This is a genomic window from Serratia sp. LACPHL-BACT-2024-00286, from assembly GCF_043109535.1.
GTDB classification, from domain to species: domain Bacteria; phylum Pseudomonadota; class Gammaproteobacteria; order Enterobacterales; family Enterobacteriaceae; genus Serratia; species Serratia sarumanii.
Genome location: NZ_JBICNA010000002.1, coordinates 86,049 through 101,318, shown reverse-complemented (window position 1 = coordinate 101,318; position 15,270 = coordinate 86,049). Strand labels below are relative to the sequence as shown.

Sequence of the window (15,270 nt, the reverse complement as noted above, 5' to 3'; positions counted from 1 at the left end):
AGGAATAAAACGGCATAAGGTTATGACCGAATGCCGCTTGCGTTTAAAGCCCCGGCGCTTTCCACAGCGAGGTGGTCAGGCCGTTATCCACCAGCGTCAGCTGATCGGCGTAAACCTGCCGCCAGGTTTCTTTCTGTTCCTGATACAGCGCATGGTGGGTCATGTCGGGTTGATGCTCGCGCTCCCAGCGCACCAGGCGTTCGCCGGTTTCGGCCAGCGACTCGAACAGCCCGGCGCCGACGCCGGCGGCGATCGCGCAGCCCAGCGCGGTGGCTTCTTTCACCACCGGCACCCGCACCGTCAACCCGGTGACGTCGCTGAGGATCTGGCTCCACAGCTTGCCCTTGGCGCCGCCGCCGGCGAACACCAGCGAGCGCGCCTGCACGCCGGAGAAGGCGGCGATCTGCTCCAGGTTGCAGGCGGAGACGATGGCGGCGTTCTCCTCCAGCGCGCGGAACAGCGTCTGTTTATTGCAGCGCTCCGGGTCGATCGACATATTGATGAACGACGGCGCCGCGTGATACCAGGTTTTGAAATGCATGGCGTCGGAGAAAATCGGCATCACGCCGTAGGCGCCCGGCGGTACCCTGGCCGCCATCTCTTCCAGCAGGCTGTAGGCATCGACCCCCAGCCGCTCCGCCAGCAATTTTTCCTCCGCGCAGAAGGCGTCGCGGAACCAGCGCATGGTCAGGCCGGTAAAGAAGCTGATGGATTCCGCCTGCGCCATGCCGGGAATGACGTGGGGGTTGATGCGGATGTTCATCTCCGGATCGATGGCCGGCTCCGGCAGGTTGACGATCTGCTGCCAGAAGGTGCCGCCGAGCACCGCCGTCTGCCCGGCGCGCACGATGCCAAGCCCCAGGCTGCCGAGCTGCACGTCGCCGCCGCCCATCACCACCGGGGTGCCGCGCAGCAGCCCGCTCTCCTGCGCCGCCTGTTCGGTGACGCGCCCCAGCACGCTGCCGGTCTCTTTCACCGGCGACAGAATATCGGCGCGCAGCCCGGCCATGTCGAGCAGCGCCGGCCGCCAGTCGCGGCTGGTCAGATCCAGCATGCCGGTGGTGCCGGCGTTGGAAGGATCGACCGCCAGCTCGCCGCTGAGCATGTTGGCCAGCCAGTCGCTGATCATGGTCAGCGTCGCCGCCTGGCGGTAGATGTCCGGCCGATGGTGCGCCAGCCACAGCAGACGCGGCATGGCACTCAGCGCCAGCGTCTGGCCGGAGTATTGATACACCTCGCGTTCGAAGCCGTGGTTATGCAACTCTTTCAGCTCGCTGACTTCGTGGCTGGCGCGCGCGTCGACGTTGGCGCAGGCCCAGATCGGCACGCCGTTGCGGTCGTACAGAACGATGCCTTCACGCATCGAGCAGCAGGCCACCGCGCGTATCGCCTGCGCCGTCAGCCCGGCGCGCTGCAAGGCCTGGCGAATGCACTGGCAGGCCAGCTGCCAGTTGCGGCTGAGGTCAAACTCCATCGAGCCGGGCACGCCCGGCACCGCCAGGTGTTGCCACTCCGCCTGGCCGTGCGCGATCTGATTGCCCGCCAGATCGAAGATCACCGCGCGAATACTGCCCGTTCCTGCGTCCAGCGCCATCAAGTAGTTATCCATAGCCTATGCTCTCAGGGGGAGGAGTGTTAACTATAGATGCCGCCGCCATACCCCGCCGGGGGAGGAGTGGGCGTCGCCGGTGCGATTTGTGAGCCAGGCGGCAAAATTGCCGTTGCGGCAGGGCAATCGACGGGAATAAACCTATGGTTGGAAAGCGCCATGCTACGGCGCGCCGTTCAAACAAGGAGCTGTCATGCACGTCACATTGGTTGAGATCAACGTTAAACAAGACAAAATCGACGAATTTATCAATGTTTTCCGCGCCAATCATCGGGGGGCAATCGAAGAGCCGGGCAACCTGCGCTTCGACGTGCTGCAGGACGAACAGATTCCGACGCGGTTTTACATCTACGAAGCCTATCGCGACGAGCAGGCGGTGGCGGCGCACAAGCAGACCCCGCACTACCTGCAGTGCGTGGAGAAGCTGGAAGCGCTGATGACCGGCCCGCGCAAGAAGACCACCTTTATCGGCCTGATGCCGGAATAATCGCCGGCGTTTGCCGGTGTCCATACGCCCGGTTTGGTTGTAACCTGCAAGCTAAAGCGATTTTCAATGGGATAAGCGGGGCGAGGATGACATTGCGCGATCGGCTGTTGGCGCTGTTGGTGGTGGTGATCTGGGGCGTGAATTTCGTCGTGATCAAGTTCGGTTTACAGGGCATGCCGCCGTTTCTGCTGGCCGGGATGCGTTTTTTGCTGGTGGCGTTGCCGGCGATCTTCTTTATCCCGCGCCCGACGATCCCGTGGAAATGGCTGCTGCTGTACGGCATGACCATGAGCTTCGCGCAGTTTGCCTTCCTGTTTGTCGCCATCAAGGTGGGCATGCCGGCGGGGCTGGCTTCGCTGGTGCTGCAGGCGCAGGTGTTCTTCACCCTGCTGTTGGGTGTCGTGCTGATGGGCGAAAAGCTGCGCGTCAACCATTTCGTCGGCATCGCTATCGCCAGCGGCGGCATGCTGGTGCTGGCGCAGGCCAGCCTGCATAAGCCGGGCAGCGGCGCGGTCCCCCTGGCGGGCCTGCTGCTGACGCTGGCGGCGGCGTTTTCCTGGGCGCTGGGCAACCTGACCAACAAGAAGATCCTGGCCGGTTTCCCGCAGCGCAACATTTTGTCGCTGGTGGTGTGGAGCGCGCCGATCCCGGTCGTGCCGTTCCTGGCCTGCAGCTGGCTGTTCGACGGCCCGCAGGCGGTGCTGAGCAGCCTGGGCCATGTGCAGGTCGGCACCTGGCTGGCGGTTGCCTACTTGGCGTTTGCCGCCACGTTGTTCGGTTATTCGGTGTGGGGCAGCCTGCTGGGGCGCTATGAAACCTGGCGCGTTGCGCCGCTGACGCTGCTGGTGCCGCTGGTCGGGCTGTTCGCCGCCTGGCTGCTGCTGGACGAAGCGCTGTCGCCGGCGCAGTTCGGCGGCGCATTGCTGGTGCTGGGCGGCATGGCGGTCAACACCTTCGGGCTGCCGCGCCGCCGGGCGGCGATCGCGCGTTAAACCGAACAGGGCAATTCTGTTCAATACCTTGTCGACGGCGGTCGGCATTCTGGCGCCTGTGAATACTTTCTCAGGTGACCATCATGAATATCTACCTTTCCATGGCCGCGTTTGCGCTGGCGGCCTCCATCACCCCCGGCCCGGTCAACATCGTCGCATTGAGCGCCGGGGCGCAATTCGGCTTTGGCGCGGCCCAGCGCCACGTGTTCGGCGCCACGCTGGGGTTTACCCTGTTGCTGGTGCTGCTGGGATTGGGCATGCACCAGCTGCTGATCCTGTGGCCGGCGCTGACCCGCTTGATTCAGTGGGCCGGCGTGGCTTTCCTGCTGTTTATGGCCTATCGGTTGGCGTTTGACGACGGCAGGTTGGGCAGCGGCGCGGCGCGGGCGCCTTCCTGCCGCTACGGCGCGCTGATGCAATGGCTGAACCCCAAGGCGTGGCTGGCGTCGGTGGCCAGCCTCGGCGCCTTTGTCGGCGACGGCGACATCCGGCTGCTGTGGCAGTTCGCCGGGCTCTACTTCGTGATTTGCTATGCCTCGGTGGCCTGCTGGGCCTATGTCGGCGCGATGCTGCGCGGCCTGCTCAGGCAGGCGCGCAACGTGCGGCGTTTCAACCGCGTAATGGCGCTGCTGTTGGCGGCCAGCGCCTGCTATCTGCTGGCGGAGGGTTTTTGATACTGCCCCGGCGTGGCGGCCAGCAGCTGCTTGAAGGTGCGCTGGAAGTGCGCCTGATCGGCAAAGCCGCTTTCGCTGGCGGCCGCGGCGATCGGCAGGCCGCTTTTCAACAGCCGATGGCCGTGCTGCACGCGGCGGTTAACCAGATAGGCGTGCGGCGTCATGCCGTAACGCTGGCGGAAGGCGCGGATCAGGTAAGAAGGGGACAGCGCGGCGGCGCGGCAAATGTCGTCCAGCGTCAGCGGCCGGGTACAGTGCGCGTCAATAAACGCCGCCGCCGCTTCCAGTCGGGCATGCGACGGTGTCTCCGGTTGGCGGGCATCGCCCAGCCCGAGCTGCAGGGCGCTGAAATACTCCACCATGGCGATCTGTTTTTCCAGCGCGCTGCACAGCGGATCCGTCAGCAGCGCATAAAGCCGGTTCAGGCCGTGGAACAGCACCGGATCGCGGCTCAGCGGCTGGCTGAACGGAACAAAACGGTCGCCGTCGCCGCCGAGCAGCTCCTGCTGCAGCGCGCCGAGCCAGGCGAGATCGAGATAGAACATGATGTACGACCAACGCCGATCGGCGATGGGGTTGCAGGCATGCGCCTGCTGCGGGTTGATGACAACCAAATCGCCGGCGCTGACCTGCATGCGCCGCTCGCCGTTGACATAGGTGCTGACGCCGCCGGTGATGGCGCCGATGGAAAAGAATTCGTGGCTGTGCAGGCTGTAGCACACCTGGCGGCCATCCGCGATGGCGCGGGCTTCGACGAACGGCAACTGCGGATCGCGCCAGAACTGCGGCGTTTTTTCACTCATACGCTTTCCTTTTCACTGCGGCGGCATCACAGTGTTATAGCCTGAAAGCGACGAGCGGGGGAATGGCGGATGATGATTTTTAACGTATTCGGCCGTCTGCTGGGCGTGAAGCGCATCGGGGACGAATGGCGGCTGTTCCGCGTGACGCTGCCGGAGCGCAAGTATGCCCCCAGCTGCGATATCGTGCTGCCGGCCGACCTGCGCGAAGAGGAGATCGCCGGCTATCTGGGGGATATTTATCACGAGGCGGCGACGCTGCAGCGGCCGGAGGTGTTTCGCGTCGAATAGCGCGGCGCGTTACTCTTCCGCGTTGCGCGCCATCATGCGGCGTTGATGCTCCTCGCCGGCGGCCTGGATCTCTTCCAGCACCGAGCCGACGTCGGCGCGTTTCAGGGTTTCGCTGAACCGGCCGCTGAGGACGCTGTCCGGCGTCAGGTTGCCTTCCTGATACAGCGCCCAAATCTCTTTGGCGTATTGGCTATCGCGCAGCTCCGGCGCGAACTGGCCGTAATACTCCGCCAGATTGCCGATATCGCGCTCGAACATGCTTTTGGCGTGGTTGTTGGCGGCGGCGTCCACCACCTGCGGCAGATCGATGATCACCGGCCCGTCTTTATCCATCAGCACGTTGAATTCCGACAGGTCGCCGTGGACCAGGCCGGCGCACAGCATGCGCACCGCGTAGTTCATCATCAGGGCGTGATCGGCGCGCGCCTGTTCCGGCGTCAGGATGACATCGCTCAGGCGCGGCGCCACCAGGCCTTCTTCGTCGGTGATCAGCTCCATCAGCAGCACGCCGTCCAGGCAGATATCCGGCTGCGGCACCCGCACCCCGGCCTTGGCCAGCAGATACAGCGCGTCCACTTCGGTGTTTTGCCAGGCTTCTTCCTGCTGCTGGCGGCCGAATTTGGAGCCTTTGCTCATGGCGCGCGCGTCGCGGCTATTGCGCACCTTGCGCCCTTCCTGATAGTGAACGGCCTGCTTGAAGTTGCGCTTCTCGGCCTCTTTGTACACTTTGGCGCAGCGGATCTCATCGCCGCAGCGCACGATAAACACGTCGGCTTCTTTGCCGCTTTTCAACCGGCGGATGACGTCGTCGATTAATCCGTCATCAACCAGCGGCTGGAGTCGTTTTGGAATTTTCATGCAGCCTTGTACCCTATTTAGGCTCCGGTGTGAATGGCTTGCGCAGTTGATAGCGTAAGTTAGACCCGAAAGGCAAACATTAGTTTTGCCGCCGCTGCATCATTGCGCGGCGGCGGGCGCTTACAGGCTGGCGGCCGGCACCCAGACGCTGACGCTGCCGGCGTTGACCGGGAAATGGGCGCTGCCCTGGTCGTCGGTGGTGATTTCCTCCTGACGGTTGCCGAGGAAATCGCGCCAGGCGGTGTGCGCCAGATCGGCTCCCAGCGCGACGGTTTTGCCGCTTTCGCCGCCGTTGGTCAGCACCACCACGCACCCTGGGGTCTCGGCGGTGCCGGCGCGGCTGAAGGCCACGCAGTGGCTGTCGTCGAAGTAGTCGGTTTGCGGGCCGTTGGCGAAACGCTGGCGGGCGGCGATCAGCTTCTCCAGCTCCGGGATCGCCGGCATATCAATCTGGTACTCGCCGCCGTCGCGCCCCTTGTCGCGGTAGCTGGCGCCATACAGGTCGGGATAAAACACGCAGGGCACGCCCTGTTCGCGCAGCAGGATCAGCGCGTAGGCCAGCGGTTTGAACCAGGGTTCCACCGGCGCTTCCAGCGACTGCAGCGGCTGGGTGTCGTGGTTGGCGACCAGCGTCACCGCGTGGGCCGGATCGGCGGCGGTCAGGGTATCGGTGAAGATTTGCGCCATGTCGAAGCCGTCGCCCTGTTTCGACGCCTGATGAAACTTCAGGTGCAGCGCCACGTCGAACAGCATCACCTTGCCGTCCACCAACTCGATGTATTGTTGCAGCGCGCTCAGATCGTGCGACCAGTATTCGGCAACGATCAGCAGGTCGCGCTGCGCACTGTCGCGCACGTGATCCGCCCACTCTTTGAAGAACCAGGCGGGAATGTGTTTGGCGGCGTCCAGACGGAAGCCGTCGCACGGCAGGCTTTCCAACAGCCAGCGCGCCCAGTATTTGAGCTCCTCCGTCACGGCGGTATTGCGGAACTCCACGTCGGCGCCCATCAGATAGTCGTAGTTGCCCTTTTCGTCGTCGACCTGATCGTTCCAGCCGTCGTCGCCATAGTCGTTGGCGATTTTGAACACCCCTTTGTCGTCCGGCTGCTCAACGTAGTCGACGCCGCTGAAACATTTGTAATCCCAGATAAACTCAGAATGCATGCCCTGGCGGCCGGGAAAGGTGAAGCGGGTGTAGGCCAGCGCGTCGAAGCCCTGGTCGTCGATGTCGTTGCGGTTGTTGGCGTCCACCTTGAACACGTGTACCCGTTCTTTTTCGTCCGCGCCGAGCTTGTGGTTGAACACCACGTCGTAGAGCACCCCCACGCCGTGTTCGCGCAGCGTATTGGCGGCGTGTTCGAGCGCCGCCTTGTCGCCGTATTTGGTGGCCACGCTGCCTTTCTGGTCAAACTCGCCGAGATCGAACAGATCGTAAGTATCGTAGCCGACGGAGTAGCCGCCGGAAGCGCCCTTGCAGGCGGGCGGCAGCCACAGGTCGGTGATGCCCAGTTCGGCCAGGTGCGGCGCGCGCTCGGCGGCCTCCTGCCACAGTTTGCCGCCGTCGGGGTAGTACCAGTGGAAGAATTGCAGCAGGGTGGTTTTTTTCGTCATGAGCCAGCGTCCCGGTTAGCCAGAAGGAGAGGAGCAGTTAAAGCATGGGCTAATTTTGGCAAAAGGGACAAGTTTGGCATAGGCGGCCCGAGAAGGCCGCCCGAGAGACGGCTTAACGCTGGCTGGCGTAATGAGGTGAGCGTGGGCCATAAAGAATGGCGCCGTTCTGACCTGTCGCCGATAGCAGGCGGGTATTGGCGATGGCGCCAACATCAAATCCTTTGTCGCTGATGGTATCGGCGATTTGCGAAATCGCGGCGCTGATCACCATGCCCAGCAGGCCACCGGAATTGTTGTTGCCTTCGTTGCTGGATGCGGTGGCGGTGCCGGCCCACAGCTGTTTGCCGTTGCGCAGGTCAACCAGGCGAGCGGCTACGGTAACGCGAGTTTCGCTGCTGATCACCATGTAGCTGGTACCGTACTGCGTGACATCCAGGTACAGCACGGTGTCGGCGCCGAAAATCTGGTGCAGTTTTTTCGGGCTGACGGCGCGGATGTCGTTGGCGTTGGTTAGGCCGTTTTGCAGGAAGGTTTCCTCCACTACAGCGACCGGCATCACATAGTAACCGGCCTCGGCCAGCGGCAAGGTGGCGCTGGCGAGCACGCTGTGGCTGGCTTTGACATCCGGCGACTGATTCATCGGCGGCAAGACCAGGATCGACTTCGGCTTGCTCTCATGGAATGCCGCATAGTCATAAGGCGTTTGCTTGGCACAGCCGCTCAGCAACAGGATGGCGGCAACGGCGAGGAAAGTGAGTACACGTTTCATTTAAAGCTCCCTTTATCCCTGGCCATCAGGAAATTCATAAACGGCGCCGACTCCGGGAACAGCGTTTTTTCCGTGTTGAATTCATTCATGGCTTGTCCGTCGTTGCCGATTTTGCTGTACAGCAGCCCCAGCTGCGCATGCAGACCTGGCGGTACGGCTTTATCCTTGGCGCGGGATTTCTCGACGATCTCTTTCAGCGTGGCGATCTGCTGCTCAGGGCTTTGCCCCTCCTGCTGGTAGTATTGATAGAGAGAAGTCTGGTAGCCATCCCAATTGTAAAGCGTTTTCGGCGCGGCGCAGCCGGCCAGCAGGGTCGCTGCAAACAGCGCCCCGCCCATTTTTTTAGTTATCATCTTTCTGCTTCTATTCCGTTAGTTAGCAGGGCGCCATGCGCCGTTTTCGATACCGGTGACCAAGTTATTGACGGCTTCACGCACGGCCAGATCCAGCACCTTGCCGTTGAGGGTGGAGTCGTAGCTGGCGGTGCCCCCGAAACCGATGATTTCGCGATTGGACAGTTCGTATTCACCGGCACCCTGAGCGGAATAGACGACTTCTGAGGTCTGTACGTTTACGACGTTCAGATTGACTTTGGCGTAAGCGACCTGTGATTTACCACGGCCCAAAATCCCCCACAGCTGATGATCGCCGACTTCTTTACGGCCGAATTCGGTGACATCGCCGGTAATCACATAGTTGGCGCCTTTCAGCGTTTGCGCCTTCCCTTTAATGCCGGCTTCAGTTTTCAACTCTTCCATGTTGGCGCGATCCAGCACGTTGAAACGGCCAGTCTGCTGCAAATGCGTGATCAGGATAGTCTTGGACTGATTGCCCAGCCGATCGACGCCATCGGAGAAGATGCCGTTCATGTAGCTGGATCGGTTGTCGAATTTGCCGACGGCGATAGGGCTGCGTGGGCCCTGATAAGTGGTGTTGTAGGAAGCCACTTTCGGCACTTCCAAAGAGCGGGAGGATTCGGTCGCGCAGCCCGCCAGCAAAGTGACGGAAAGGGCAACGGAACAGACGGCGAGTGATTTTTTCATTGGCATGCGATCTCTCCATGAGCATAAAACAGCGCGGGAGCAACCCGCGCCCGACGTTGACATAACGAACGTTGTCGCCGTTATGGAAACGCCGCGATCCTGCCATGAATATGTAACAAATTACAACAAGATATCGGCATTAATGCCGTTATTAACATTATTGTAACCTATTGGAATACAATGAATTAGTATCGATTTTCTCTTGTCATTACAGCGTTTTCCACGATTGTGCATTTTTTGTCTGGGTTATTGTCTTTTTAATCGCAAACATATGGCCATTAATCCTGAAATATTTTAACTAATCAGTTTGTTGTATTGAGTAATGTTACGTTTTGCATCAACTCCTGTATTATGCCGGGGTTCATGGCGGCTTGATGATCCGTTAAGGTAGTGAAAATTAGGTAACACTATCAACCAAATGTCATTTTTCATCGGCAGCTAATCGGGGATATCAATTGTGAACATCAGGGATTTCAGAGCATTGGCGCGCAGTTTGGTCAGAGAATTCGGCATGTTGAACAAGCAGAGCAACGGCTCGCGCTTTTCGCCGCTGCAGATCCATCTGATGATCGAAGTCAGCGAGCAGCCGCTGGGCGTCACCGAGCTGGCGGCCCGGCTTTGCATCGACAAGGCCAGCGCCAGCCGGGCGCTGCGCAGCCTGGTGGCCGCCGGCGTGATAGAAACGGTGGATCATCCGGATGACAGGCGGCACAACCTGCATCGGCTGAGTAAAAAGGGCGGCAAGGCGCTGGCCGGCATCGAGAGCGACGCCGACGGTTTTATGCAGGCGGCGCTGGCGCAGTTGGACGACGATGAGCTGGCGAGCACCACGGCGGCGATGAAAAAGATGACCGCGGCGCTGCGCAGCGCGCGCAAACAGCGCGACGCCAACCTGCGGGTGCGGCCGATTGCCGCGCGCGACGATGCGGCGATGGCGGCGATCATTCGCGACGTGTTTCGCGAGTACGGCATGGACAAGATGGAAGGCGTCAGCCTGCACGATCCGGATCTCGATCGGCTGACCGGCCTGTATCGCGACAACGGCGGCCACTACTGGGTGCTGGAGCGGGACGGGCAGGTGGTGGGGGGCGTCGGCATGGCGCCGCTGGCGGGCGAAGAGCCCGGCTATTGCGAGCTGCAGAAACTGTTCTTCAAGCCCGGCGCGCGCGGGCTGGGCATGGCGCGCTATATGGTGGTGCAGGCGCTTAAGGCGGCGCGGGGGGCGGGGTATCGCTACTGCTACCTGGAAACCACCGAACAGTTGAAAGAGGCGATCGGGCTGTACTACGCGCTGGGGTTCATGCTGTTGACGGAACGGCGCGGCAACACCGGCCATCACGGCTGCAACGTGTGCATGCTGAAAAATCTGAAGAACGACGATATGTGAGCGGTTTCAAGGTTAGCGCCCGCGCCTTGTGCCACCCTGTTAACCGTTTGATAACAATCACAACGTTTTATCAGGGAGGAAACTATGTTGGGGGATCCGATGGCGCTGTCCGCGCTGGTCACGCTGGTGGTCATCGCGCTATGGGCCAGCGCCCGCTTACCGGAGTATCTGGTCGCGCTGCTGTTCTTCGCGGCGGTGATGGTGTTGCAGCTGGCGCCCGCCGCAGTGACCTTTTCCGGTTTCGCGTCTTCCGCATTCTGGCTGGTGCTCAGCGGTTTCGTGCTGGGCACCGCCATCCGCAGCACCGGCCTGGCGGATCGCCTGGCCAACCGACTCTTGCCGCACCTGGCCGGCTCCTGGCCGCGCCTGGTGGGCGGCGTGGTGGCGATAAGCTACGCGCTGGCGTTTGTCATGCCTTCCAACATGGGGCGCATTACGCTGCTGATGCCGATCGTCATGGCGTTGGCCGATCGCGCCGGTCTGGCGGAGGGCACGCGCGGCCGCATCGGTTTGGCGCTGGCGGTGGGGTTCGGCACCTTCCAGCTCTCCGCCAGCATCCTGCCGGCCAACGTGCCCAACCTGGTGATGAGCGGCGCGGCGGAAAGCGCCTACGGCAGCCACTTCGCTTATCTCTCTTACCTGCTGTTGCACGCCCCGGTGCTCGGGGTTGCCAAAGGCGCGCTGCTGACGCTGTGCATCTGCGGCCTGTTCCGTGCGCGGCCGCAGCCGGTGGCGGCCGAGGCGGCGCAAACCCCGCTCAGCGCCGCCGAATGGCGGCTGATCGCGCTGTTGGGCGCCACGGTGTTGCTGTGGATGACCGACAGCTGGCACGGCATCGCTCCCGCCTGGATCGGGTTGGCGGCGGCCTGCTTGTGCCTGTTGCCGCGTATCGGGTTTCTCAACGGCGAGCAGTTCGCCGCCGGGGTTAACGTGCGCACCTGCATTTACGTGGCGGGGATCCTGGGGCTGACCGCGCTGGTCAGCCACTCGGGGCTTGGCGATCGGCTGGGCGGTGCGCTGCTGGCGATGATGCCGGTTCTGCACGGCAAACCGTTCACCGCGTTCGGTTCGTTGGTGGGGATCACCGCGTTGCTGAATTTCGTGGTGACAGCCAACGGCGTGCCGGCGCTGTTTAGCCCGCTGGCGCAGGCGCTGTCCGCGGGCAGCGGCTTGCCGCTGCTGACGGTGCTGATGACCCAGGTGATCGGTTATGCCACGCCGCTGCTGCCGTATCAGGCTTCGCCGATCGTGGTGGCGATGGGGATGGGCAAAGTGCCGGCGCGCGAAGGGCTGAAGCTGTGCCTGCTGTTGGCCGCGCTCAGCTTTGCGCTGCTGGTGCCGTTGGACTATCTGTGGTTCAGGCTGCTGGGGTGGATCCCGTAAACAGCCCCGCGCCGCCGGCAAAACAATCTTCGTCCAGCGTCAGGGTGGCGATTTTATGCACCGGTCCGCGCATGCTGACCTGAAAATCGCCGCTGAAGGCGATCTGCAGTTCGCCGCCCGGCATCCGCACGCTAACCCGATCGCCGACTCGTCCCAACTTGCGCATCACGCTGGCGGCGGCGCAGCTGCTGCTGCCGGAGGCGAGGGTAAAACCGGCGCCGCGCTCCCAGATGCCGATGCGCAGCGTCTGGCGATCGACCACTTCCACCAGTTGTACATTGGTGCGTTTCGGGAACAGCGGATGGCGTTCAATCTGCGGTCCGAGCCGATGCACCTGCGCCAGATCCAGTTTCTCCACCGGCACCACGCAGTGCGGGTTGCCCATCGACACCAGCGAAACGCTTAACGTCTCCTCCCTCAGGGGCAGGGGATAGTTCAGCGCCTCCGGCAGATCGATCAAGGCCGGCAGCGCCGCCGGGCTGAAATTGGCGCGCCCCATCTCCACGGTTATCTGATGCGCGTCTTCCGCCACTTGGCAACGCACGTCGCCTCCGGCGGTGTGCACCAGAAACGGCTGATGCCCTACGCGCTCGCTGTCGAACAGATACCGCGCGTAGATACGCAGGCCGTTGCCGCTTTTCTCCGCTTCGGAGCCGTCCGGGTTGATGATGCGCAGGGTGGGATTGACGGCGTCGCCGCTGTCGATCAGCAGGCCGTCGGAACCGATGCCGTAATGCGGGTGGCACAGCAGGCGGATCTGTTCCTGGCTCAGACGATCGGCGACCGAACGGTGGCATACCAGATAGTCGTTGCCCAGGCCGTGATATTTGTGAAACAGCAGGGGAGTCATGTCGTTGCTCGGCTCAGCAAAAAAAGGTTGCTACAGCTTACAACAGAACGTTGGCGTCAAAACAAACAAAAGGCGGCCTGAGCCGCCCTTTTGCACGATTACCTATCTGGCAATTAATTGTAGATGATCGCGGTACCGTGCAGTTTGTTGTCGCCGGTGGTGGCGATGATCTGGAAGGATTTGGCGCCGGCCGCGTCGGCTTTGGCCGCCAGTTTGTTTTCCAGGCTGCTCAGGTCGGAAGCACCGCTGACGGTAACGACGCCGGCTTTTTGCAGATCGGCCGGTTGAGCGTTGACCAGTTCGGCGGCGAAGCTGCCGAAGGAGACGGAGGCCAGTGCGATGGCGGCGATGGTCATTTTCAGGTTTTTCATGGTCTTATTTCCTATCTATGTTCTTTACGATGTTTGTTTTGTAAGGTCGTTAAATTAATTAACGATCGATAATTTAATGTTAGATGCCGGTTTGACGGATTGCAAGTATTTTTTTAATGCTCGTTAATTAATTTTTTTTGATGCCCTGGCGTCGGGAGCAGAATTTCTCGCGATCCGCTGGTTTAATGTCTTGTTATTGATAGATTTCTGCGGTTCCATGCAGCTGGTTGTTACCACCGGCGCCGATGATGCGGAAGGATTTGGCACCCGCCTGATCGGCTTTGGCGGCCAGGCTGCTTTCCAGCGAGGTCAGATCGGACGCGCCGCTGACGGTGATGACGCCCACTTTCTGCTGGTCTGCCGGTTGGTTCTGGACTAAATCGGCGGCGAAGCTGCCGAAGGAAACGCTGGCCAGAGTGAGAGCTGCTAAGGTTAATTTTAAGTTTTTCATAATGTTAATTCCTTTCCGATAACGGTGAATAGAGGGTTTTAATCCGCTTCGCTAAATTATCTTAACGATCGATAACTAAATGCTAATCGGTTCTCGACGAAGGCGCAATATTTTTTTATAATGATCGTTAATTTATTTGTGCTAACCCTGCCGTGGAGCGGGATAGGAGAGGAACGATGAGCATCAATGAAGAGGTTTGCGGCAAGAAAAGCCGCGGCAGACCGAAACAATTTGATCGCGACCGGGCGCTGGAAAGCGCGCTCGATCTGTTCTGGCGGCACGGTTATGAAGCCACCTCGCTGGCCGATCTGGTGGAAGTGACCGGCGCCAAGGCGCCGACGCTGTATGCGGAATTCGGCAACAAGGAAGGAATGTTCCGCGCGGCGGTGGAACGCTATCTGCAAAAATACACCACCTGCACCAACCAACTGTTGGAGCAGGATCTGCCGGTGGCCGAGATCGTCGAGGCCTACGTGCGCTCTTCCGTCGAAGTGTTTACCGACCCCGATACGCCGTCAGGCTGCTTTATGGTGTGCGCCTCGACCGCGCTGTCGTCCGCGTCCGACGACGTCGCCCAGATGCTGCGCAGGAAACATCATGCGCAGGAAGCGGCGCTGAAGGCCTGCTTCGATCGCAAGGTGCAGCAGGGCGAACTGCTGGCGAAAACCGACACCACGCTGCTGGCGAAATACGTGATTTGCACCATTGAAGGCATGTCGGTGCAGGCGCGCGAAGGGGCAAGCCGGAGCGATCTGCTGCGGTTGCTGGAGGCGTTGATGCTGGTGTGGCCGCGGCTCAGCCAGATTGGCAATAAGGTATAACAACCGGCCCGGCTTTTACCGGGCCGTGTAACCGATTATTGATTGACCGGGATCACCGCGCCCTGATATTTCTCGCGGATAAAGTCCTGAATCGGTTTGGAGTGCAGCACCTTCACCAGCGCCACGATCTCCGGCTTGTTCACGTCGGCCTGGTGCACGGTGATGATGTTGGCGTACGGGTTGTTTTCGCCGCTTTCGACCGCGATCGGATCTTTGGTCGGGTTCAGCCCGGCGTCGATGGCGTAGTTGGCGTTGATCACCACCGCGTCGCCTTCGTCGTTGTTGTACATCTGCGGCAGCAGCGCGCCCTCAACGTTGGCCTGGAACTTCAGGTGTTTCGGGTTTTCCACCACGTCGCTGATGCGTGCGTCCACCTTGCTCACCCCCGGCTTCAGCTTGATCACGCCTTCCCGTTCAAAAATAGACAGGATGCGGCCTTCTTCCGCCACCGCGTCGCGCATGATGATTTTGCCGTTTTCCGGCAGATCTTTCAGGCTCTTGTACTTCTTCGAGTAGATGCCGATAGGCTCAATATGGATCGCGCCGGCGCTGACGAAGTCGTAGCTCTTGTCGTCGGCGTGGTCTTTCAGCACCGAGTTCAGGTAAGGCACGTGCTGGAAGTAGTTGGCGTCGATGTCGCGGCTGGCCAAGGCGGTGTTCGGCAGGATGTAGTCCTGGAAGCGCTTGATCTGCAGATCGATGCCTTCCTTCGCCAGTATCGGCTTGGCCTGTTCGAGGATCTCGGCGTGCGGCACGTTGGAGGCGCCGACCACCAGCTTGGTCGCCGCGGCGGCGCCAAAAGAGGCGAGGGTGGCGACGGAGGCGAAAGCCAACATCAGTAGGTGCTTTTTCATCATCGTTTTCCTTGGTTAA

Annotated in this window: 18 protein-coding genes; 7 read left to right on the top strand and 11 right to left on the bottom strand. The window is 61.1% G+C overall.

What is annotated here, in order from left to right; genetic code table 11:
- Positions 1–43: 43 nt before the first annotated feature.
- On the bottom strand, positions 44–1,609 hold the full coding sequence (lsrK, locus tag ACF8MC_RS07000) for an autoinducer-2 kinase (RefSeq protein ID WP_033637567.1): 1,566 nt from the start codon (positions 1,607–1,609) through the stop codon (positions 44–46).
- Between the two features lie 193 nt (positions 1,610–1,802).
- Here lsrK and lsrG point away from each other — a divergent pair, with 193 nt between their 5' ends.
- The 3 genes from lsrG to ACF8MC_RS06985 all read left to right on the top strand — a co-directional run bounded on the left by lsrG (position 1,803) and on the right by ACF8MC_RS06985 (position 3,762).
- Complete coding sequence (lsrG, locus tag ACF8MC_RS06995; RefSeq protein ID WP_048321359.1) at positions 1,803–2,096, top strand: (4S)-4-hydroxy-5-phosphonooxypentane-2,3-dione isomerase; 294 nt, start codon at positions 1,803–1,805, stop codon at positions 2,094–2,096.
- A gap of 86 nt (positions 2,097–2,182) precedes the next feature.
- Complete coding sequence (locus ACF8MC_RS06990) at positions 2,183–3,088, top strand: EamA family transporter (protein WP_033647025.1); 906 nt, start codon at positions 2,183–2,185, stop codon at positions 3,086–3,088.
- 83 nt (positions 3,089–3,171) lie between these two features.
- Positions 3,172–3,762: a LysE family translocator gene (locus tag ACF8MC_RS06985; RefSeq protein WP_033647484.1), complete on the top strand. Its 591-nt coding sequence runs from the start codon at positions 3,172–3,174 to the stop codon at positions 3,760–3,762.
- On the opposite strand, the gene ACF8MC_RS06980 is transcribed toward ACF8MC_RS06985, so the two are convergent.
- Entirely contained in the window at positions 3,738–4,565 is an 828-nt protein-coding gene (locus ACF8MC_RS06980) for an AraC family transcriptional regulator (protein WP_164104695.1), read from the bottom strand. The genes ACF8MC_RS06985 and ACF8MC_RS06980 overlap by 25 nt on opposite strands.
- Before the next feature lie 69 nt (positions 4,566–4,634).
- Here ACF8MC_RS06980 and ACF8MC_RS06975 point away from each other — a divergent pair, with 69 nt between their 5' ends.
- Positions 4,635–4,853 (top strand): hypothetical protein, encoded by a 219-nt coding sequence (locus tag ACF8MC_RS06975; RefSeq protein WP_060420028.1) that lies wholly within the window; start codon positions 4,635–4,637, stop codon positions 4,851–4,853.
- 9 nt (positions 4,854–4,862) lie between these two features.
- Here the strand turns inward: ACF8MC_RS06975 and ACF8MC_RS06970 are convergent, their stop codons facing one another.
- The 5 genes from ACF8MC_RS06970 to ACF8MC_RS06950 form a co-directional block, all read right to left on the bottom strand.
- On the bottom strand, positions 4,863–5,711 hold the full coding sequence (locus tag ACF8MC_RS06970) for a PA4780 family RIO1-like protein kinase (RefSeq protein ID WP_033637570.1): 849 nt from the start codon (positions 5,709–5,711) through the stop codon (positions 4,863–4,865).
- A 120-nt stretch (positions 5,712–5,831) separates the two neighbouring features.
- Positions 5,832–7,322, bottom strand: coding sequence for an alpha-amylase (gene amyA, locus ACF8MC_RS06965; RefSeq protein WP_164104696.1), 1,491 nt, complete (start codon positions 7,320–7,322; stop codon positions 5,832–5,834).
- 112 nt (positions 7,323–7,434) lie between these two features.
- Positions 7,435–8,091: a DUF799 domain-containing protein gene (locus ACF8MC_RS06960; RefSeq protein WP_164104697.1), complete on the bottom strand. Its 657-nt coding sequence runs from the start codon at positions 8,089–8,091 to the stop codon at positions 7,435–7,437.
- The gene (locus ACF8MC_RS06955; RefSeq protein ID WP_033637573.1) at positions 8,088–8,444 is read right to left on the bottom strand and encodes a DUF4810 domain-containing protein; all 357 of its coding nucleotides are present in this window, start codon (positions 8,442–8,444) and stop codon (positions 8,088–8,090) included. Before ACF8MC_RS06955 ends, ACF8MC_RS06960 begins: the two co-directional genes overlap by 4 nt.
- Before the next feature lie 18 nt (positions 8,445–8,462).
- The gene (locus tag ACF8MC_RS06950; RefSeq protein WP_033647014.1) at positions 8,463–9,134 is read right to left on the bottom strand and encodes a CsgG/HfaB family protein; all 672 of its coding nucleotides are present in this window, start codon (positions 9,132–9,134) and stop codon (positions 8,463–8,465) included.
- Between the two features lie 481 nt (positions 9,135–9,615).
- On the opposite strand from ACF8MC_RS06950, the gene ACF8MC_RS06945 reads away from it, so the two are divergent.
- Positions 9,616–10,521 (top strand): helix-turn-helix domain-containing GNAT family N-acetyltransferase, encoded by a 906-nt coding sequence (locus ACF8MC_RS06945; RefSeq protein ID WP_164104698.1) that lies wholly within the window; start codon positions 9,616–9,618, stop codon positions 10,519–10,521.
- Between the two features lie 84 nt (positions 10,522–10,605).
- On the top strand, positions 10,606–11,904 hold the full coding sequence (locus ACF8MC_RS06940; RefSeq protein WP_164104699.1) for an SLC13 family permease: 1,299 nt from the start codon (positions 10,606–10,608) through the stop codon (positions 11,902–11,904).
- Here ACF8MC_RS06940 and dapF read toward each other — a convergent pair.
- The 3 genes from dapF to ACF8MC_RS06925 all read right to left on the bottom strand — a co-directional run bounded on the left by dapF (position 11,879) and on the right by ACF8MC_RS06925 (position 13,576).
- Positions 11,879–12,754: a diaminopimelate epimerase gene (dapF, locus tag ACF8MC_RS06935; RefSeq protein ID WP_033647009.1), complete on the bottom strand. Its 876-nt coding sequence runs from the start codon at positions 12,752–12,754 to the stop codon at positions 11,879–11,881. The genes ACF8MC_RS06940 and dapF overlap by 26 nt on opposite strands.
- A 113-nt stretch (positions 12,755–12,867) precedes the next feature.
- Entirely contained in the window at positions 12,868–13,125 is a 258-nt protein-coding gene (locus ACF8MC_RS06930; protein ID WP_004939517.1) for a YdgH/BhsA/McbA-like domain containing protein, read from the bottom strand.
- Between the two features lie 193 nt (positions 13,126–13,318).
- The gene (locus ACF8MC_RS06925; RefSeq protein ID WP_033637578.1) at positions 13,319–13,576 is read right to left on the bottom strand and encodes a DUF1471 domain-containing protein; all 258 of its coding nucleotides are present in this window, start codon (positions 13,574–13,576) and stop codon (positions 13,319–13,321) included.
- Positions 13,577–13,752: 176 nt separating this feature from the next.
- Here ACF8MC_RS06925 and ACF8MC_RS06920 point away from each other — a divergent pair, with 176 nt between their 5' ends.
- On the top strand, positions 13,753–14,397 hold the full coding sequence (locus ACF8MC_RS06920) for a TetR/AcrR family transcriptional regulator (protein ID WP_164104700.1): 645 nt from the start codon (positions 13,753–13,755) through the stop codon (positions 14,395–14,397).
- 35 nt (positions 14,398–14,432) lie between these two features.
- Here the strand turns inward: ACF8MC_RS06920 and ACF8MC_RS06915 are convergent, their stop codons facing one another.
- The gene (locus ACF8MC_RS06915) at positions 14,433–15,251 is read right to left on the bottom strand and encodes a MetQ/NlpA family ABC transporter substrate-binding protein (RefSeq protein WP_060429731.1); all 819 of its coding nucleotides are present in this window, start codon (positions 15,249–15,251) and stop codon (positions 14,433–14,435) included.
- Positions 15,252–15,270: the final 19 nt, after the last annotated feature.